At 68.3% G+C, this 17,717-nt stretch carries 20 protein-coding genes; 11 read left to right on the plus strand and 9 right to left on the minus strand.

The features are described from left to right. Position 1: 1 nt before the first annotated feature. The gene (pbpG, locus tag BW996_RS13655) at positions 2-1,060 is read right to left on the minus strand and encodes a D-alanyl-D-alanine endopeptidase (protein ID WP_081838087.1); all 1,059 of its coding nucleotides are present in this window, start codon (positions 1,058-1,060) and stop codon (positions 2-4) included. Here pbpG and BW996_RS21740 point away from each other — a divergent pair. After that, positions 1,059-1,229 (plus strand): hypothetical protein, encoded by a 171-nt coding sequence (locus BW996_RS21740; protein WP_156027837.1) that lies wholly within the window; start codon positions 1,059-1,061, stop codon positions 1,227-1,229. The two genes, pbpG and BW996_RS21740, sit on opposite strands and share 2 nt — an antisense overlap. 26 nt (positions 1,230-1,255) lie before the next feature. Here the strand turns inward: BW996_RS21740 and BW996_RS13660 are convergent, their stop codons facing one another. The 6 genes from BW996_RS13660 to BW996_RS13685 form a co-directional block, all read right to left on the minus strand. Then, complete coding sequence (locus tag BW996_RS13660; protein WP_037481334.1) at positions 1,256-2,797, minus strand: 2-isopropylmalate synthase; 1,542 nt, start codon at positions 2,795-2,797, stop codon at positions 1,256-1,258. 225 nt (positions 2,798-3,022) lie between these two features. After that, on the minus strand, positions 3,023-3,865 hold the full coding sequence (pssA, locus tag BW996_RS13665; protein ID WP_037481332.1) for a CDP-diacylglycerol--serine O-phosphatidyltransferase: 843 nt from the start codon (positions 3,863-3,865) through the stop codon (positions 3,023-3,025). 48 nt (positions 3,866-3,913) lie between these two features. After that, positions 3,914-4,693 (minus strand): class I SAM-dependent methyltransferase, encoded by a 780-nt coding sequence (locus BW996_RS13670; RefSeq protein WP_051631878.1) that lies wholly within the window; start codon positions 4,691-4,693, stop codon positions 3,914-3,916. A 221-nt stretch (positions 4,694-4,914) separates the two neighbouring features. Further along, positions 4,915-5,931 carry a ketol-acid reductoisomerase gene (gene ilvC, locus BW996_RS13675; protein WP_037481329.1) on the minus strand — a complete coding sequence of 339 codons (1,017 nt, stop codon included), beginning with the start codon at positions 5,929-5,931 and terminating at the stop codon, positions 4,915-4,917. Positions 5,932-5,973: 42 nt separating this feature from the next. Continuing rightward, positions 5,974-6,465 carry an acetolactate synthase small subunit gene (gene ilvN / locus BW996_RS13680; RefSeq protein WP_037481326.1) on the minus strand — a complete coding sequence of 164 codons (492 nt, stop codon included), beginning with the start codon at positions 6,463-6,465 and terminating at the stop codon, positions 5,974-5,976. Positions 6,466-6,638: 173 nt separating this feature from the next. Next, entirely contained in the window at positions 6,639-8,432 is a 1,794-nt protein-coding gene (locus BW996_RS13685) for an acetolactate synthase 3 catalytic subunit (protein ID WP_037481323.1), read from the minus strand. A 300-nt stretch (positions 8,433-8,732) separates the two neighbouring features. Here BW996_RS13685 and BW996_RS13690 point away from each other — a divergent pair, with 300 nt between their 5' ends. The 5 genes from BW996_RS13690 to BW996_RS13710 all read left to right on the plus strand — a co-directional run bounded on the left by BW996_RS13690 (position 8,733) and on the right by BW996_RS13710 (position 11,824). Further along, positions 8,733-9,302, plus strand: a complete 570-nt coding sequence (locus BW996_RS13690) for an RNA polymerase sigma factor (protein ID WP_037481320.1) — start codon at positions 8,733-8,735, stop codon at positions 9,300-9,302. Then, complete coding sequence (locus BW996_RS13695) at positions 9,299-9,877, plus strand: DUF3619 family protein (protein ID WP_076458956.1); 579 nt, start codon at positions 9,299-9,301, stop codon at positions 9,875-9,877. Before BW996_RS13690 ends, BW996_RS13695 begins: the two co-directional genes overlap by 4 nt. Further along, a complete protein-coding gene (locus BW996_RS13700) occupies positions 9,874-10,767 on the plus strand; it encodes a DUF3106 domain-containing protein (protein ID WP_051631877.1) in 894 nt (297 codons plus the stop codon). The genes BW996_RS13695 and BW996_RS13700 overlap by 4 nt, the downstream gene beginning before the upstream one ends. Before the next feature lie 89 nt (positions 10,768-10,856). Further along, positions 10,857-11,411 (plus strand): RDD family protein, encoded by a 555-nt coding sequence (locus tag BW996_RS13705; RefSeq protein WP_037481317.1) that lies wholly within the window; start codon positions 10,857-10,859, stop codon positions 11,409-11,411. A gap of 29 nt (positions 11,412-11,440) precedes the next feature. Further along, positions 11,441-11,824 (plus strand): diacylglycerol kinase, encoded by a 384-nt coding sequence (locus BW996_RS13710; protein WP_037481314.1) that lies wholly within the window; start codon positions 11,441-11,443, stop codon positions 11,822-11,824. A gap of 3 nt (positions 11,825-11,827) precedes the next feature. On the opposite strand, the gene BW996_RS13715 is transcribed toward BW996_RS13710, so the two are convergent. Continuing rightward, positions 11,828-12,166, minus strand: coding sequence for a P-II family nitrogen regulator (locus BW996_RS13715; RefSeq protein WP_037481440.1), 339 nt, complete (start codon positions 12,164-12,166; stop codon positions 11,828-11,830). A 95-nt stretch (positions 12,167-12,261) separates the two neighbouring features. After that, positions 12,262-13,926: an energy-dependent translational throttle protein EttA gene (gene ettA, locus BW996_RS13720; protein WP_037481313.1), complete on the minus strand. Its 1,665-nt coding sequence runs from the start codon at positions 13,924-13,926 to the stop codon at positions 12,262-12,264. 202 nt (positions 13,927-14,128) lie between these two features. Here ettA and BW996_RS13725 point away from each other — a divergent pair, with 202 nt between their 5' ends. From BW996_RS13725 to BW996_RS13745, 5 genes are read left to right on the plus strand one after another with little or no spacing between them, the layout of a single operon-like run. After that, positions 14,129-14,611 (plus strand): type IV pilin protein, encoded by a 483-nt coding sequence (locus BW996_RS13725; protein WP_076458957.1) that lies wholly within the window; start codon positions 14,129-14,131, stop codon positions 14,609-14,611. Then, positions 14,605-15,246 (plus strand): GspH/FimT family pseudopilin, encoded by a 642-nt coding sequence (locus BW996_RS13730; RefSeq protein WP_037481309.1) that lies wholly within the window; start codon positions 14,605-14,607, stop codon positions 15,244-15,246. The genes BW996_RS13725 and BW996_RS13730 overlap by 7 nt, the downstream gene beginning before the upstream one ends. Before the next feature lie 20 nt (positions 15,247-15,266). Beyond that, the gene (gene pilV, locus BW996_RS13735) at positions 15,267-15,764 is read left to right on the plus strand and encodes a type IV pilus modification protein PilV (RefSeq protein WP_037481306.1); all 498 of its coding nucleotides are present in this window, start codon (positions 15,267-15,269) and stop codon (positions 15,762-15,764) included. Then, the gene (locus BW996_RS21745; protein WP_081838080.1) at positions 15,761-16,987 is read left to right on the plus strand and encodes a PilW family protein; all 1,227 of its coding nucleotides are present in this window, start codon (positions 15,761-15,763) and stop codon (positions 16,985-16,987) included. The genes pilV and BW996_RS21745 overlap by 4 nt, the downstream gene beginning before the upstream one ends. A gap of 31 nt (positions 16,988-17,018) precedes the next feature. Beyond that, entirely contained in the window at positions 17,019-17,696 is a 678-nt protein-coding gene (locus BW996_RS13745; RefSeq protein ID WP_139330885.1) for a pilus assembly PilX family protein, read from the plus strand. Positions 17,697-17,717: the final 21 nt, after the last annotated feature.

Raw genomic sequence — 17,717 nt, forward strand, 5'->3', positions numbered from 1 at the left:
ATCAGGACAGGGAGCCCTTGTCGCGGGTGACGGACAGGGGCTGACCCGGCGACCGCACTGCCGCCCCCGACTCGAGCCAGCGGCGCACCCGCTCGGCATCGCCCAGTCGCGACTGCTTGCCCGCGGAATCCAGGAAGACCATGATCAGCTTGCGTCCGGCCATCTGCGCCTGCATCACCAGGCAGCGCCCCGCCTCGACGATGTAGCCGGTCTTCTGCAGGCCGATATCCCAGCCCGGATTGCGGACCAGGCCGTTGGTGTTGCTGTAGTGCAGCGTGCGGGGGCCGATGTCGACCTCGTGCGCCGGCGAAGTCGAGAACTCGCGCAGCAGCGGATGCTGGTAGGCCGCCTTGACCAGCCGGGCCAGATCGGCGGCGCTGGACTGGTTGCTGCTGGACAGACCGGTCGGCTCGACGAAGCGGGTGCTGCTCATGCCCAGGACCGCCGCCTTGCGGTTCATCGCGGCCGCAAAGGCCGGCAGCCCGCCCGGATAGTTGCGCCCCAGCGCATTGGCAGCCCGGTTCTCGGACGACATCAGGGCCAGATGCAGCAGCTCGCCGCGGGTCAGCACCGTGCCGGGCGACAGCCGCGAACGGCTGCCCTTCTCGGTGTCGATGTCCTCATGGGTGATGACCAGCGCCTCGTCGAGCGGCTGGCGCGCCTCGGTCACGATCAGCGCGGTCATCAGCTTGGTCAGCGAGGCGATCGGCAGAACCGCCTGATGATTCTTGCTGAACAGCACCTCGGAAGTGTCCTGGTCCACCACCAGCGCGACGCTGGACTTCAGATCGAGCGGATCGGCGGTTTCATGCAGGCCACTGGCCTGCCCATAGGACAGGCGCGGCGCCACCGCCACCGCGGTGGCAGCAGCACCCGCCACCGCACCGCGACGCAAGGCAGCGCGCGACACGCCCTTGCGGGCCTGACGCTTCTGATCCAGCCCTCGGGCCGGCGCAACGGCCTTCTTCGTGCTCTTGGCACGCTGCGAAGCCTCGACCGGCTTGCCGTCCTTGCGGCGAGCCGCCTGGGCAGGGTCCGCCGCCAGGCCCGACAGCAGCATGGCCACCCCCACCAGCAGCGCCGAGCACTGCGACGAAACGATTCTTTTCTTCAATGCAAAACAAGTCACGACGGGCCTCTGGAATACAGCAGACAGGGAACCTGAAATCAGTCTAGGCGAAGCATGTACCGCGCCACAAGGGCGCGATGCGCCGATGATTTTCAGTTGAAGCCCCCTGTTTGCACGATCCCTGCGTCAGCCCTGGGCAGCCACCCGCTCGGCCTTGCTGTGGAGCTTGTTCAGCGCCGACAGATAGGCCTTGGCAGAGGCCACGACGATGTCGGGATCGGCGCCGACCCCATTGACGACGCGGCCGCCATGTTGAAGCCGAATCGTGACTTCGCCCTGCGATTCGGTGCTGCCAGACGTGATGGCGTTCACGGAATACAGCAGCATTTCAGCGCCCGTCTCCAGCTTCGACTCGATCGCCTTCAGCGTCGCGTCGACCGGACCGTTGCCCTGCGCCACCGCGCGGTGCTCGACCTGGCCAGCGGCGAAGGTCACCCGTGCGCCCGGACGCTCGCCGGTCTCGGAGTGCTGCGACAGCGACAGCAGGCGGTAGTGCTCGACCTCGGCGCTGACGCTCTCGTCGCCGACCAGCGCGATGATGTCCTCGTCGAAGATCTCGCTCTTGCGATCGGCCAGGTCCTTGAACTTGACGAAGGCGGCATTGAGCTCGGACTCGGACTCGAGCTCGACGCCCAGGTCCTGCAGGCGCTGCTTGAAGGCATTGCGGCCCGAGAGCTTGCCCAGCACGATCTTGTTGGCGCTCCAGCCCACGTCCTCGGCACGCATGATCTCGTAGGTGTCGCGCGCCTTGAGCACGCCGTCCTGGTGGATGCCCGAGGCGTGCGCAAAGGCGTTGGCGCCGACGACGGCCTTGTTCGGCTGCACCACGAAGCCGGTGGTCTGCGCCACCATGCGCGAGGCTGGCACGATCTGCGAGGTATCGATGCCCAGGTCGAGGTTGAAGTAGTCGCGGCGGGTCTTGACCGCCATCACCACCTCTTCGAGCGAGCAGTTGCCGGCACGCTCGCCCAGGCCGTTGATGGTGCATTCCACCTGGCGCGCGCCGCCGATCTTCACGCCGGCGAGCGAGTTGGCCACCGCCATCCCCAGGTCGTTGTGGCAGTGCACCGACCAGATCGCCTTGTCGGAGTTGGGAATCTTCTCGCGCAGCGTGCGGATGAAGTTGCCGTAGAGCTCGGGGATCGCATAGCCGACGGTGTCGGGAATGTTCAGCGTCGTGGCGCCCTCGTCGATCACGGCCTCGAGCACGCGGCAGAGGAAGTCGACGTCCGAGCGGTAGCCGTCCTCGGGCGAGAACTCGATGTCGGCGCACAGGTTGCGTGCGAAGCGCACCGACAGCCGCGCCTGCTCGAGCACCTGCTCGGGCGTCATGCGCAGCTTCTTCTCCATGTGCAGCGCGCTGGTGGCGATGAAGGTGTGGATGCGGGCGCGGTTGGCGCCGCGCAGCGCCTCGGCCGCACGCGAGATGTCGCGGTCGTTGGCGCGGGCCAGCGAGCAGACGGTGGAATCCTTGATGGCGTCGGCGATGGCCTTGACCGCCTCGAAGTCGCCGTTCGACGACGCGGCGAAACCGGCCTCGATGACATCGACCTTCAGGCGCTCGAGCTGGCGCGCGATGCGCAGCTTCTCGTCGCGCGTCATCGAGGCGCCGGGCGACTGCTCGCCGTCGCGCAAGGTGGTGTCGAAAATGATCAGCTTGTCACTCATGGTCGTCTCCAAGGAGGGTGGGTACACCGACGCTGCTCTGGGATCCCGGCGGAACAACCGGGCGACAAAAGAGAACGGCCCGCAGCGTGATGCCATGCGGGCCGTCGATCCAGAAAGGGGGTACAGGAATGTACAGGTGTGACTGGTCAGCGCGCCCGGGGCACTTCGATTAGAAGCAGCAGTAGGGTGTGAACGCCGAAAGTCATGCGTCGACTATAGCACGCCTCAGCGATGCAGGCCCCGCTCGTCAGGCTCGTCGGTCGAGGTGGCGATGACACTGACCGGGCGGCCGCGCGACTTGCGCACCCCATACACCACATAGCCCGACAGGCCATAGACGACAAAGACGCCGAACAGCACCAGCGGCGGGTGGTAGGTGATCACCGCGATGCCCAGCGCGATCGCCACGATCACGATGAAGGGCACGGTGCGCTTGAAGTTGACGTCCTTGAAGCTGTAGAAGGGCACGTTGGTGACCATCGTCAGCCCGGCGTAGAGCGTGGTGGCGAAGGCCAGCCAGGTCAGCCACTCGATGTCGCGCACGCCCTTGAAGCCCAGATCGTCCATCACCCAGATCAGGCCGGTGACCAGCGCGGCAGCAGCCGGGCTCGGCAGCCCCTGGAAATAGCGCTTGTCGACCACGCCGATGTTGGTGTTGAAGCGCGCCAGGCGCAGCGCAGCGCCCGAGCAGTAGACAAAGGCGGCAATCCAGCCGAGCTTGCCCATGCCCTTGAGCGCCCACTCGTACATGATCAGCGCCGGCGCCGCACCGAAGGAGACCATGTCGGACAGGCTGTCCATCTGCTCGCCGAAGGCGCTCTGGGTGTTGGTCATGCGGGCCACGCGACCATCCAGGCTGTCGAGCACCATGGCGCAGAAGACGCCGATCGCGGCCTGCTCGAAGCGGCCGTTCATTGCCATCACGATCGCGTAGAAGCCGCCGAACAGCGCCGCCAGCGTGAACAGGTTCGGCAGAATGTAGATGCCCTTGCGGCGCGGGCGCTGCAGCACCGGCTCATCCGGCTCGTCGTCGGGTTCGGCCCGCTCGGGGGAGAGGTTTTGGTTCATGCCGCGATTATCGCCAAGCGCGACACCTCGCCTGTCCAGGCGCGGCGATCACTCCTCGCAGAGGAAGTAGATCCACGGATCGCAGGCCGCATCCAGTTCGGCACCCGGCGCGATCACGCGGCCGTCGACGCCATGCGCACGCACCTTCGCCCAGCCGGCCGCCTGGCACTGGCGCCACATTTCGGCCGGGCGCAGGTAGGTGGTCAGGCCGCCGCCGTAAGGGTCGACCAGCTCGACTTCCTGCAGGCGCATCGGCCAACGCCGACGGTTGAGCCAGCGCATGCGGCTCCAGAACAGCTGCGTCTCCAGATAGTCGCGCCATCCCTCCCAGCGCACATGGCGGCGACTGTCGAGCCAGTTCAGGTTGTGGGAGGAAAAGATGAAGCGCCCGCCAGCGCGCAGCACGCGTCGGCACTCCCGCAGCGACTGGCGCCGCTGCTCGCCGCCACCGACCAGATCGAGCCCGTTGAAGCTGAACAGCACCAGATCGAAGCAGGCATCGGCAAAAGGCAGCGCACGAGCATCGGCCACCTCGAAGCTCACGTCGCCGCGCTGCATCAGATCGGCGAAGCGCTGGCGGCAGGCTTCGACCATCGGCTCGGCGAAATCCGCGCCGACATAGCCGGCGCAGCGCGAGGCCAGCGCCGGCGTGGTGCGCCCGCCACCGACACCGAGATCAAGCACCCGGCTGCGCGCCAGGACCGCATCGCCCAGCTGCGCCAGGATGGCCTGCTCGGGCGGCTGCAGCACATGCCCGCGGCTGTAGCTGCGCACCACCTCGTCGGAGCAATAGAAAGAAGCCCAGTCGGGCGATCCCGATGTCGACATGCCGGCCGTTCCCTGTATCTGGAAAATGGAGACCGGCCGATTGTCTGACACAAATCATTACATTTGACCGCCATCTGGCGCCGGTCGCCCGCGCTTCAGGATGGACCAAGAAACGACAAGGGGGCTGCACCTGCGTGCAGCCCCCTTGCGATCAGCATCCGATCAGCGAGCTGTCTGCGCCCCCCGTTCAGCGAACCGGTTCAGCGCAGCCGCCCGGTGAATCAGTTGCGGCTCTTGTCGACCAGCTTGTTGGCCTTGATCCAGGGCATCATCTCGCGCAGCTTGGCGCCGACGACCTCGATCTGGTGCTCTTCGGTCAGGCGACGGCGGCTGATCAGCGTCGGGGCGCCGGCCTTGTTCTCCAGGATGAAGGACTTGGCGTATTCGCCGGTCTGGATGTCCTTCAGGCACTGGCGCATCGCGTCCTTGGTCGCCTCGGTGACGACGCGCGGGCCGGTCACGTACTCGCCGTACTCGGCGTTGTTCGAGATCGAGTAGTTCATGTTCGCGATGCCGCCTTCGTAGATCAGGTCCACGATCAGCTTCAGCTCGTGCAGGCACTCGAAGTAGGCCATTTCCGGCGCGTAGCCGGCTTCCACCAGCGTCTCGAAGCCGGCCTTGATCAGCTCGACGGCACCGCCGCACAGCACGGCCTGCTCGCCGAACAGGTCGGTCTCGGTCTCTTCGCGGAAGTTGGTCTCGATGATGCCGGCCTTGCCGCCACCGTTGGCCGAGGCGTAGGACAGGGCCAGGTCACGGGCGCGGCCGGTCTTGTCCTGGTAGACGGCGATCAGGTGCGGCACGCCGCCACCCTGCACGTAGGTGCCGCGCACGGTGTGGCCCGGGGCCTTCGGCGCGACCATCCACACATCGACGTCGGCGCGCGGCACGACCTGGCCGTAGTGCACGTTGAAGCCGTGCGCGAACACCAGCGAGGCGCCTTCCTTCATGTTCGGGGCGACTTCGGCGTTGTAGACCGCGGCGATCTGCTCGTCCGGCAGCAGGATCATGACGACGTCGGCCTCACGCACCGCATCGGCGATCTCGGCGACCTTCAGGCCGGCCTTCTCGGCCTTGGCCCACGACGCACCGCCCTTGCGCAGGCCGACGGTGACCTTCACGCCCGAGTCGTTCAGGTTCTGGGCATGCGCGTGGCCTTGCGAGCCATAGCCGATGATGGTGACGTTCTTGCCCTTGATGAGGGACAGGTCGGCATCCTTGTCGTAGTAAACCTTCATGGAAATTTCCGTATTCCGTAGTTGAGTCTGTAGCGGGGAGGATCAAACACGCAGGATGCGCTCGCCGCGCCCGATCCCGCTGGTACCGGTGCGCACGGTCTCGAGGATGGCGGTGCGGTCCACCGCCTCGATGAAGGCATCGAGCTTGGACGAGTCGCCGGTCAGCTCGATGGTGTAGGTCTTGTCGGTCACGTCGATGATGCGGCCGCGGAAGATGTCGGCCATGCGCATCATCTCGTCGCGCTCCTTGCCGACGGCGCGCACCTTCACCAGCATCAGCTCGCGGGCGGTGAAGCTGCCCTCGGTCAGGTCGACGACCTTGACGACCTCGATCAGGCGGTTCAGGTGCTTGGTGATCTGCTCGATCACCTCGTCGGAGCCGCTGGTGACGATGGTCATGCGCGACAGCGACGGGTCTTCCGTCGGCGCGACCGTCAGGCTCTCGATGTTGTAGCCGCGGGCCGAGAACAGGCCGACGACGCGCGACAGCGCGCCCGCCTCGTTCTCGAGCAGCAGAGCGATGATGTGCTTCATGTGAGGGTCTCCCGGCCTGCGGGCCACGGCGCGACGGCGTGTGGCCGTCGCCCGTCCCACGGGCCTGTCAACGAAGGGATGGGGGAGTCAGCAGGGTGCGGACTGCACCGGCGCTTCCCGGCGCCCTGCCCCGCGGGCGGTCACCCGCGGGACCTGGCCGGGTCGCGGACCGGTCACAGGTCTTCCGAGCCCAGCAGCATCTCGGTGATGCCCTTGCCCGCCTGGACCATCGGCCAGACGTTCTCGGTCGGATCGGTGCGCACGTCGAGGAAGACGGTGCGGTCCTTCAGGCGAATGATCTCCTTCAGGGCCGGCTCGACCTCGGACGGGCGCTCGATCTTGATGCCGATGTGGCCATAGGACTCGGCCAGCTTCACGAAGTCGGGCAGCGCGTCCATGTAGCTGTGCGCGTAGCGGCCTTCATAGATCAGCTCCTGCCACTGCCGCACCATGCCGAGGTAGCGGTTGTTGAGCGCGATGACCTTGACCGGCGTGCGGTACTGCTGGCAGGTCGAGAGCTCCTGGATGTTCATCTGGATCGAGCCCTCGCCGGTGATGCAGAACACGTCCGCATCCGGCTTGGCCAGCTTGATGCCCATCGCGTAGGGCAGGCCCACGCCCATCGTGCCCAGGCCACCGGAGTTGATCCAGCGACGCGGCTCGTCGAAGCGGTAGAACTGCGCCGCCCACATCTGGTGCTGGCCGACGTCCGAGGTCACGTAGCTGTCGGTGCCGCGCGTCAGGTTCCACAGCGTCTCGACGACATGCTGCGGCTTGATCAGCTCGTCCGAGAGCTTGTAGCTCAGGCAGTCGCGCTTGCGCCACTCGCCGATCTGCGACCACCAGGCGCCGAGCGCGTTGGCGTCCGGGCGCTGCTGGGCCTCGCGGATCTGGGCGATCAGCTCCTGCAGCACGTCCTTGACGTCGCCCACGATCGGGATGTCGACCTTGACGCGCTTGGAGATCGACGACGGGTCGATGTCGACGTGGATGATCTTGCGCTCGACCGAGGCGAAGTGCTTCGGGTTGCCGATCACGCGGTCGTCGAAGCGCGCGCCCACCGCCAGCAGGACGTCGCAGTTCTGCATCGTCATGTTGGCTTCGTAGGTGCCGTGCATGCCGAGCATGCCCAGGAAGCGCGGGTCGGTGGCCGGCATCGCGCCCAGGCCCATCAGCGTGTTGGTGACCGGATAGCCCAGCAGGTCGACCAGCTCGCGCAGCTCGGCCGAGGCATTGCCCAGCACCACGCCGCCGCCGGTGTAGATGTAGGGACGCTTGGCCTGCAGCAGCAGCGACACCGCCTTGCGGATCTGCCCGCCGTGGCCCTTGCGCACCGGGTTGTACGAGCGCATCGAGATCGTCTCGGGATACTCGAAGGGCGCGGTGTTCAGCGACACGTCCTTCGGGATGTCGACGACGACCGGACCCGGGCGACCGGTGCGGGCGATGTGGAAGGCCTTCTTCAGCGTGACGGCCAGGTCGCGCACATCCTTGACCAGGAAGTTGTGCTTGACGATCGGGCGGGTGATGCCAACGGTGTCGCACTCCTGGAAGGCATCGAGGCCGATCGCGGCGGTCGGCACCTGGCCGGTGATCACCACCATCGGGATCGAGTCCATGTAGGCGGTGGCGATGCCGGTGACCGCATTGGTCACGCCGGGGCCGGAGGTGACCAGGGCCACGCCGACGTTGCCGGTGGCACGCGCATAGCCGTCGGCCGCATGGACCGCCGCCTGTTCGTGGCGGACCAGAACGTGCTGGATCGACTCCTGCTTGTACAGCGCGTCGTAGATGTACAGGACCGAGCCGCCGGGATAGCCCCAGATGAACTCGACGCCTTCGGCCTGAAGGCTGCGCACGAGGATTTCCGAGCCGTTGAGCACAGGCAGGGAAGCAGAGGAGGAAGAGGGATCGCGGGAGGCTTGTGCCGAAGCGGCACGCTTCTGTTCCGCGGCAGACATGTCCATGTTGATGAACCTTTCGGGTTTTCTCTGACGAAAATCGATCGGTGCGCCTCCTCTCGCCCTCGTGAGGCGGAATTGGCGCCTGCGCGGTCATCGACGCAGGCGCCCGGGGTCGGGCGACCGGTTCAGACCAGGCACGCGTGGTGCGAATCCGGGATTATTGCACCAAGCTGGCAACATGTCGAAGAATTGCGCAGCGCACCATGGTGCACACCCGGATCGGGGGTGGGTCGGCAGCGATGACATAATCCGCGCCGCCCCACTTTCCGGACCGACACAGCCCCGACGGGCCCGGCCCCCTCCTTGGCCACCGAACAAGAGCTCTCCGACTTTCTGCAAGGCATCGAGAAGCGCGCCTTCAAGCGCACCGTCTACGCGGTGCGCGACGAGGACGCGGCGCTCGACATCGTGCAGGACGCGATGATCCGGCTCGCGCAGCGCTACGGAGACCGCCCCGCCGCGGAGCTGCCGCTGCTGTTCCAGCGCATCCTGGGCAACGCGACGATGGACTGGTTCCGCCACCAGAAGGTCCGCAACGCGGTGCTGCGCAACTTCTCGGATTTCGAGCCCGCCGGCAGCGATGAGGACTTCGACCTGCTCGAGCACCTGAGCAGCCAGAGCCCTGCAGACGATGCCGCCGAAGGCGCCGATGCCGGCGCTGCACGCGCACAGACCTTGCTTCTGATCGAGGAAGAGGTCGCCCGTCTGCCGACGCGTCAACGTGAAGCCTTCCTGATGCGTTATTGGGAGGAAATGGATGTCGCCGAGACGGCAGCCGCCATGGGCTGCTCCGAAGGCAGCGTCAAGACTCACTGCTCGCGTGCCGTGCATGCACTGGCCAAGGCACTCCAAGCCAAGGGAATTTCACTGTGAAGACCGCCCCCAACTCCTCGCGCCCAGGGCGGCCGGCCAATGCCGAAGCCCTGGAAGCGCGCTTCGCGCTGCGACTGACCGCCCGTCTGGAAGCCGGCGCGCAGCAGACGCCCCATGACATCAGCGAGCGGCTGCGCGTGGCGCGCCAGCAGGCGGTCGCGCAGGCGCGCCGCCCGGCCGTGGCACGCCGACCCGAGCAGACCCCGGCCACGGCGGTGCTGCCGGTCAGCGTCGGTGCCGGCGGCGCGGCCGCGCTGCTGCAGTCAGGTTCGCCCGGCGAGGACAGCTCGCTGTGGAGCCGCCTGGGCTGGCTGCTGCCGGCGCTGGTGCTGCTGCTGGGCCTGATCGGCATCGGCGAGTGGCGCGACCTGGAGTCGATGGCCTCGATGGCCGAGCTCGATGCCGAGCTGCTGGGCGACGACCTGCCGCCCTCGGCCTACGCCGATGCCGGCTTCAGCGAATTCCTCAAGCGCCCCATCGAGATCGCCCTGCCCGCGACCGAAGCGGAGACCCAGGCGCCGTTGCCGCCGACGGAAGATCTGCCAGCCGCCCAGGACACCGCCCGCCAGCCATGAGCCTGTCCCGCAGCGCACTGCCCCTTTCCGGTGTCGCCTGCGTGCTGGCGCTGGCGTTGGCGAGCGCCCTGCCGCCGCTGGCCAGGCCAGCCAGCGCCCAGGCGACGCTCGGCACCACGCTCGGAGGCAGTGCAGGCTGGCAGCAGCTCACGCCGGCGGAGCAGAAGATCCTGCTGCCGCTGCGCGACCAGTGGACCGACATCGAGCCGCTGCGCCGCCAGAAGTGGCGCGACATCGCCGCGATCTATCCGACACTGCCCGCCGAGCAGCAGGAGCGACTGCGCTCGCGCATGGCCGAGTGGGCCAAGATGACGCCGGCGCAGCGCAATGCCGCCCGGCTGCATTTCGGCGAGGTGCGCCAGGTGCCCACCACCGAGCGCCAGGCCCGCTGGGAGGCCTGGCAGCAGCTGCCCGAGGAGCAGAGGCGCAGCATCGGCACCCAGGCTGCCAGCACGCCCGCGCCTGCCGGCACGGTGCCTGCCGCCGTGCGCAAGACCCCGGCCGCGGCCCAGGCACCGCAGGTCAAGAGCAACATCGTCGCGACGCCGGTGCGCAGCACGCCGCAGCCGGTCGCGCCCGGCACGGTCCAGGCCGGACCAGGCGCCAGCACGCGTCCGATCAGCAAGGCCGCGCCGACGCCGCCCCGCCATCAGCCGGTCGGCCTGCCCAAGATCGCCGCCACGCCGGGCTTCGTCGACCGCACCACGCTGCTGCCCTCGCGCGGTCCGCAGGGCGCAGCGGCGGCCGGAGCGGCTACGCCGGTCATCAGCCTGCCTGCGCCCGCACCGACCCAGGCCGTCACGGCGCTGCCGACCGCAGCGACGGCTTCAGCGCCGATGGCGGTCATCGCGGCCTCCAGCCCGGCGGCAGCGAGCGAGAACAGCCCCTGAAGCTGCGCCTCGGCACCACGGCCATCCCAGGCGGCCGATGCCGGGCGGTTAACATGGCGGCCCCGAGAAGACCGCTGCTTCCCCGACCGATGGCCGCCAAGCCCGCCCTGCCCTATACCCCGGACGATGCCGACCCAGCCGTCCAGCCCACCCCGCCGCTGCGTCGCCGTCTCGCAGCAATGCTCTACGAGGGCGTGCTGCTGTTCGGCGTGCTGATGATCGGCAGCCTGCTGTTCGCCATCGCCGCCGACCAGCGCCATGCGCTGCACGGCCGCGTCGGCTTCCAGATCTTCCTGTTCCTGCTGCTGGGCCTGTATTTCTGCTGGTGCTGGACCCGTGGCGGCCAGACGCTGGCGCTGAAGACCTGGCATGTCCGGCTCATCCGGCTGGACGGACGCTCGCCGGGCTGGCCACAGGCGATCGCGCGCTATCTGCTGAGCTGGCTGTGGTTCGTGCCCGCGCTGCTGGCGGTGCAGCAGCTGGGGCTGCAGAGCGACAAGCGCCTGTTTTCGGCCGCCCTGCTGATCGGCATGCTCGGCTATGCGCTGCTGGCGCTGCTGCTGCCGGATCGGCAGTTCCTGCATGACCGGCTGTGCCGGACCCGGCTGATCACCTGGCGCCCGGCCCCGCGCCGACGGGCCTGAAGCCCATCAAGCCCAGAACTCCACGCCCCATGGACAATCCCCACAAGGGCCGCACCGGCCTGGACCGCATCCGCCATGCCGCCGGCTACTCGCTGCAGGGCCTCACCGGCGCCTACCGGCACGAGAGCGCCTTTCGCCAGGAGCTCTGGCTGGCAGCACTGCTGCTGCCACTGGCCTTCTGGCTGGGTCGGACCTGGGTGGAGGTGGCGCTGCTGGCCGGCAGCGTCGTGATGGTGATGATCGTCGAGCTGCTGAACTCGGCGGTCGAGGCGACCGTCGACCGCATCTCCTTCGACCTGCACGAGCTGGCCAAGCGCGCCAAGGACTACGGCAGCGCCGCGGTCTTCCTGGCGCTGGCGCTGTGCGGCGGCATCTGGGCCGCCGCGCTGTGGAGCCGCCTGGCCGGCGGCTGAAGATCAGACCGCGTTCTCGTCGGTCTCGCCGGTGCGGATGCGGATGACCTGCTCGACCGGCGTCACGAAGATCTTGCCGTCGCCGATCTTGCCGGTGTGCGCGGCCTTGACGATGGCCTCGAGGCAGCGATCGACATCGCCCCCCTTCACGACGATCTCGACCTTGACCTTGGGCAGGAAGTCGACGACGTATTCGGCGCCGCGGTAGAGCTCGGTGTGGCCCTTCTGGCGGCCGAAGCCCTTGACCTCGGTGACGGTCAGGCCGGTGACGCCGACCTCGGCGAGGGCCTCGCGGACCTCCTCGAGCTTGAACGGCTTGATGATGGCGGTGATCTGTTTCATGGTCATGGGCGGTCTCCGGGATCGGTTCGCGATCGGTTCGAATTCAATGTAACACCAGGGCCGGAGGCCTGAAGCCCCCGGCCCGGCTCACGTCATCACTTCAGGGCCTTGTAGCGGAAGCGCTTCGGGCGGGCGCCCTCTTCACCCAGGCGACGCTTCTTGTCGGCCTCGTACTCCTGGTAGTTGCCGTCGAAGAAGAACCACTGCGAGTCGCCTTCGGCCGCCAGGATGTGGGTGCAGATGCGGTCCAGGAACCAGCGATCGTGGGAGATGATCATGGCCGAGCCGGCGAACTCCAGCAGGGCTTCCTCCAGCGCGCGCAGGGTTTCGACGTCCAGATCGTTCGACGGTTCGTCCAGCATCAGCACGTTGCCGCCCTGGGCCAGGGTCTTGGCCAGGTGGAGCCGTCCGCGCTCACCGCCCGAGAGGCTGCCCACCAGCTTCTGCTGGTCATTGCCCTTGAAGTTGAAGCGGCCGATGTAGGCGCGGCTGGGCATGACGAACTTGCCCACGACGATGTTGTCCAGACCGCCCGAGACGTCTTCCCAGACCGTCTTGCTGTCGTCCAGGCTCTGGCGGCTCTGGTCGACGAAGGCCAGCTTGGCGGTCTTGCCGATGGCGACCTCGCCCGCATCCGGCGCCTCGACGCCCTGGATCAGGCGGAACAGCGTCGATTTGCCGGCGCCGTTCGGGCCGATGATGCCGACGATGGCGCCGGCCGGCACCTTGAACGACAGGTTCTCGATCAGGACGCGGTCACCGAAGCTCTTGGAGACGTTCTTGAACTCGATCACCTCGTTGCCCAGGCGCTCGGCCACCGGGATGAAGATCTCGTTGGTCTCGTTGCGCTTCTGGTAGTCGACGTCCGACAGTTCCTCGAAGCGGGCCAGACGCGCCTTGCTCTTGGCCTGGCGGCCCTTGGCGTTCTTGCGCACCCACTCCAGTTCCTGCTTCATGGCCTTGGCGCGGGCGTCCTCGGTCTTCTGCTCCTGCTCCAGGCGCTTTTCCTTGCCTTCCAGCCAGTCGGAGTAGTTGCCCTTGTACGGATAGCCCTGGCCCCGGTCGAGTTCCAGGATCCACTCGGCGGCGTTGTCGAGGAAGTAGCGATCGTGGGTGATGGCCACCACGGTGCCGGAGAAGCGCTGCAGGAAATGCTCCAGCCACTCGACCGACTCGGCGTCCAGGTGGTTGGTCGGCTCGTCGAGCAGCAGCATGTCGGGCTTGGACAGCAGCAGGCGGCACAGCGCGACGCGGCGCTTCTCGCCGCCCGAGAGCGGGCCGATCAGCGCGTCCCACGCCGGCAGGCGCAGCGCGTCGGCGGCGATCTCCAGCTGCAGGTCGGTGTTCTCGCTGCCGGCGGCGGCGATGATGGCCTCGAGCTCGGCCTGCTCGGCGGCGAGCTTGTCGAAGTCGGCGTTCTCGTCGGCGTACTCGGCGTAGACCTGCTCCAGGCGGGCCTTGGCGGCCATCACGCCGCCGATGCCCTGCTCGACGGCCTCGCGCACCGTCTGGCCCGGATCGAGCTGCGGCTCCTGCGGCAGGTATCCGATCTTCAGGCCCGGCATCGGCACGGCTTCGCCCTCGATGTCCTTGTCGAGGCCGGCCATGATCTTCAGCAGCGTCGACTTGCCCGAACCGTTCAGGCCCAGCACGCCGATCTTCGCGCCGGGGAAGAAGGACAGCGAGACGCCCTTGAGGATCTGCCGCTTCGGCGGAACGATCTTGCCGACGCGGTTCATCGTGAATACGTACTGGGCCATGGGTGTGCGGTTGCCTGTCTGTGGGGGTTGCGAAGAATTCCGTATTGTCGCCGCAGTCTTGCCCCCCGCGCACCAGCCGACGGACGGCCGATCGGAGCCGACCAGCGGCACGCCGCACCGGTGACGGGTGCGCGGCCGCGGCCTAGCATCGCGCATCCTTTCATTTTTGCGCGATCGCCGATCGAAGGCCTCGCGACCCGACATGCTCCGCCCGATCCCCGTTTCCCTCCGCAGCCCCCGTCCGAGCCGGGGCTTCACGCTGATCGAGGTGATGGTGGTGGTGGCCATCATCGGCATCCTGGCCTCGGTGGCGCTGCCCTCCTACAACGACTACATGCGCCGCAGCACGCTGCCGGAGGCCTTCACCTTCCTGTCGAACGACCGGGTGGCGATGGAGCAGTACTACCAGGACAACCGCAACTACGGCAGCGGCTCGTGCGCGAGCAAGACCGGTGCGGTGCCCTCGGCCGGCAACCTGCCCGACAAGGGATCGAGCCTGAAGTTCAGCTTCAGCTGCACGCTGGGCGACAACGGCCAGAGCTATGTGCTGCGCGCCACCGGCAGCGCCGGCCACGCCATCGGCCACGTCTACGAGACCGACCAGGCCGGCAGCCAGCGCACCACGCTGTTCAAGGGCGGCAGCGTCACCAAGGCCTGCTGGCTCAAGCGAGGCAGCGAATGCTGAAGCCCACGCCCCGCGGCTTCACGCTGATCGAGCTGATGGTCGCGCTGGCCGTGGCCGGCCTGCTGCTGATGGGCGCCATTCCGCTGGTGCGCGAATGGATGATGAACATGCAGGTGCGCAACGCCGCGATGTCGATCGCCGGCGGGCTGGAGAAAGCCCGTGCCGAGGCGGTGCGACGCAACCGTGACGTGACCTTCTCGCTGGTGTGGAGCACCGGCGCCAGCCCGGCCAGCCTGACCGACGACTGCACGCTCTCGGCGCGTTCGGCGTCCTGGATCATCAGCCTGGAAGACCCCTCCGGCGGCTGCGGCGGCGCCCTGCTGACCGGTGACGCCAGCGCGGCCGACAAGCCGCGGCTGCTGGCGCGCCACGCCCAGGGCGACGGCTCGCCCGACGTGATCGTCGGTGTCTATGACGCCAGCTGCGCCAGCGCCACCGGCGAGACGCAGGTGACCTTCAACAGCTTCGGCCGCGCCGCGACCAGCCCGGCGCCGATGCGCTGCATCGTGGTCCGCCATCCCGGCAGCGACACCACCCACACGCTGCGGGTGATGCTGGGCACCGGCGGCAGCGTGCGCACCTGCGATCCGGCCGTCACCGAGCGTGACGACCCGCGCACCTGCATCCCGACCTGACACGACCCGAGACTGTCGCCATGGCCCTGCTCGCCGCACGCCTCCACCGGCCGCCACGCCGGGGCCGCTCCGCCGGCCGCCCTGCTCGCGGCTTCGCGCTGATCGAGGCGCTGATCGCGCTGCTGATCTTCTCGCTGGCGGTGCTCGGCCTGGTCGGCCTGCAGGCGGCCATGACCCGCGCCAGCACCGGCGCCAAGTACCGTGCCGAGGCCACCTACCTCGCCACCGACCTGATCGGCCGGATGTGGAGCAACCGCGCGATGCTGAAGGACTTCAGCGACTGCCAGGCCAGCAGCGCTTGCCAGGCCTGGCTGAGCCGGGTCGCGGACACGCTGCCGGCGGGCACCGCCACCGTGTCGGTGGTCGACCGGATCGACACCGCGCTCGACGACACGACCCAGGTGCCGCCCTACTCGGTCAGCGAGGTCACCGTGCGGGTGCGCTGGCAGCCGCCGGGCGAGAACGCGGCGCACGAATTCTCGACCACCACCGTCATCAGCGCCAACCCGAGCTCATGAACCAGGACGCCATGACACCCGACTTTCCGGTTCCGACCGACCGCCTGCGGGCGCGGCAGCGCGGCGTGACGCTGATCGAGCTGATGGTCGGCATGGTCATCGGCCTGCTCGCGGTGCTGGTGATCAGCCAGGTCGCGATCCTGTACGAGGGCCGCAAGCGCACCATCACCTCCGGCTCGGACGCGCAGGTCAGCGGCGCGCTGTCGCTGATGGCCATCCAGCGCGATCTGCAGGACAGCGGCTACGGCCTGGCCGAGGGCGGCGCGGTCGGCTGCCCGGTGCGCGCCCGCCACAGCAGCATGGCGGCGGGCCAGCTGCTGCGCTTCGTGCTGGCGCCGGCCGTCATCACCGACGGCAGCGACGGCGCGCCCGACCGCATCGCGGTGCTGCTGAGCCGGCCAGCCGACTTCGCGGTGCCGGTCCGGGTGGTCAGCGACCATCCGCGCGACGGCCAGGTCTTCGGCGTCGGCACCGGCAGCGGCCTGGGGCTGCGCCAGGGCCACCTGATGCTGGCGGTGCCGACGACGGTGCCCGACCCCAAGACGCTGGCCAACGACGAGACCAGCTGGTGCAGCATCTTCAACCTGACCGCCACACCGGACGCCGACAGCACCTCGCTGGCCCATGCGGCCGACGCCAACGGCCCGTGGAACCCGGATGCCGGCAGCACCCCGGTCTTTCCCGGCACCACCGGCGTCAGCGTGGCCTATCCCACCGGCAGCCTGCTGCTGAACCTGGGCACGCTGACCCGGCGCACCTACTGCATCAGCGGCCTGGGCGACGACTGCGACAGTGCCGGCAGTCCGCAGGTGCCGCTGAACCTGCGCCAGATCTCCTTCAGCAGCAGCACCGCCCAGGACAGCGTCGAGGATCTGCACCCGCAGGTGGTGCAGCTGCAGGCGGTCTACGGCCTCGACAGCAGCGGCAACGACCGCATCGTCGACCAGTGGAGCGCCACCGCGCCGACCACCGCGGCCGGCTGGCGCCAGATCATCGCGCTGCGGGTCGCGGTGGTGACGCGCAGCGTGCAGGACGAGCGCCGGCCCGACCGCAGCGGCGACAAGGTGGTCACGCCCGACCTGCCGGTCTGGCATCCGGACGGCAGCACCGCCGAGACCCTGCGTGTCGACCGGGTCGTCGGCGAGCAGTGGCGCAACTACCGCTACAAGGTCTACGAGACGGTGGTGCCGCTGCGCAACATGCTGTGGCAGGCTGCCTCGTGAGCGCCGCGCAGCGCAAGGACATGCGATGACGATGAAACGTCCTCCCCCCGGCCGGCCGGCGCGCCGGGCCGCCCGCGGCGCCTCGCTGGTGTTCGCGATGATCACCGTGGTGGCGCTGTCGCTGGCAGCCGTGGCGCTGGTGCGCTCGGTCGACACCGGGCTGAACATCCTGGGCAATCTCGGCTTCAAGCAGGACACCCTGCTGGCGGCCGACCGCGCCACCCAGACCGCCATCCGCTGGATGCAGCAGCAGATGAAGAACGACACCACCGGACTGGATGCGAGCCTGGCCGACGCCGGCTACTTCGCCGCCTCGATCGCCGATCTCGACCCGGCATCGACCCGCACCGATGCCGATCGGGTGGCGGTCGACTGGAAGTTCGACAACTGCAGCTCCCAGCCCGGGCCGACGCCCAAGGCCTGCGTCAAGCCGCTGAAGACCGCCATCACCGACGAGACCGCCGGGCTGAGCTCGCGCTACCTGATCGTGCGGCTGTGCTCGGCCGCCGGCAGCAGCACCGACGGCAAGGTGCGCTGCCCGCGCCCGCCCAACGCCAGCAGCACCGTCTCGGGCGAGCGCAACCAGCTCACCAGCTCCAGCAGCACCCGCCTGGGCAGCAGCACCGTGACCGAGTACTACCGCATCATCGTGCGCACCGAGGGCGTGCGCGACACCGTCAGCTTCACCGAGACGCTGGTGCATTTCTGACCTGACGCCGCCACGGAACCG

Origin of the sequence: Sphaerotilus natans, from assembly GCF_900156335.1 — a bacterium.
Lineage (GTDB): Bacteria > Pseudomonadota > Gammaproteobacteria > Burkholderiales > Burkholderiaceae_C > Sphaerotilus > Sphaerotilus natans.

What these genes read in the sequence shown, in the direction of transcription:
- BW996_RS13685 (WP_037481323.1), bottom strand. Translation starts at nt 8,432, where the DNA reads ATGGACATGTCTGCCGCGGAACAGAAGCGTGCCGCTTCGGCACAAGCC.
- pssA (WP_037481332.1), bottom strand. Translation starts at nt 3,865, where the DNA reads ATGAACCAAAACCTCTCCCCCGAGCGGGCCGAACCCGACGACGAGCCG.
- BW996_RS13725 (WP_076458957.1), top strand. Translation starts at nt 14,129, where the DNA reads ATGCTCCGCCCGATCCCCGTTTCCCTCCGCAGCCCCCGTCCGAGCCGG.
- ilvC (WP_037481329.1), bottom strand. Translation starts at nt 5,931, where the DNA reads ATGAAGGTTTACTACGACAAGGATGCCGACCTGTCCCTCATCAAGGGC.
- BW996_RS21745 (WP_081838080.1), top strand. Translation starts at nt 15,761, where the DNA reads ATGAACCAGGACGCCATGACACCCGACTTTCCGGTTCCGACCGACCGC.
- ilvN (WP_037481326.1), bottom strand. Translation starts at nt 6,465, where the DNA reads ATGAAGCACATCATCGCTCTGCTGCTCGAGAACGAGGCGGGCGCGCTG.
- BW996_RS13705 (WP_037481317.1), top strand. Translation starts at nt 10,857, where the DNA reads ATGGCCGCCAAGCCCGCCCTGCCCTATACCCCGGACGATGCCGACCCA.
- BW996_RS13700 (WP_051631877.1), top strand. Translation starts at nt 9,874, where the DNA reads ATGAGCCTGTCCCGCAGCGCACTGCCCCTTTCCGGTGTCGCCTGCGTG.
- BW996_RS13660 (WP_037481334.1), bottom strand. Translation starts at nt 2,797, where the DNA reads ATGAGTGACAAGCTGATCATTTTCGACACCACCTTGCGCGACGGCGAG.
- BW996_RS13745 (WP_139330885.1), top strand. Translation starts at nt 17,019, where the DNA reads ATGAAACGTCCTCCCCCCGGCCGGCCGGCGCGCCGGGCCGCCCGCGGC.
- BW996_RS13670 (WP_051631878.1), bottom strand. Translation starts at nt 4,693, where the DNA reads ATGTCGACATCGGGATCGCCCGACTGGGCTTCTTTCTATTGCTCCGAC.
- BW996_RS13715 (WP_037481440.1), bottom strand. Translation starts at nt 12,166, where the DNA reads ATGAAACAGATCACCGCCATCATCAAGCCGTTCAAGCTCGAGGAGGTC.
- ettA (WP_037481313.1), bottom strand. Translation starts at nt 13,926, where the DNA reads ATGGCCCAGTACGTATTCACGATGAACCGCGTCGGCAAGATCGTTCCG.
- BW996_RS21740 (WP_156027837.1), top strand. Translation starts at nt 1,059, where the DNA reads ATGGCCACCCCCACCAGCAGCGCCGAGCACTGCGACGAAACGATTCTT.
- pilV (WP_037481306.1), top strand. Translation starts at nt 15,267, where the DNA reads ATGGCCCTGCTCGCCGCACGCCTCCACCGGCCGCCACGCCGGGGCCGC.
- pbpG (WP_081838087.1), bottom strand. Translation starts at nt 1,060, where the DNA reads ATGCTGCTGTCGGGCCTGGCGGCGGACCCTGCCCAGGCGGCTCGCCGC.
- BW996_RS13730 (WP_037481309.1), top strand. Translation starts at nt 14,605, where the DNA reads ATGCTGAAGCCCACGCCCCGCGGCTTCACGCTGATCGAGCTGATGGTC.
- BW996_RS13710 (WP_037481314.1), top strand. Translation starts at nt 11,441, where the DNA reads ATGGACAATCCCCACAAGGGCCGCACCGGCCTGGACCGCATCCGCCAT.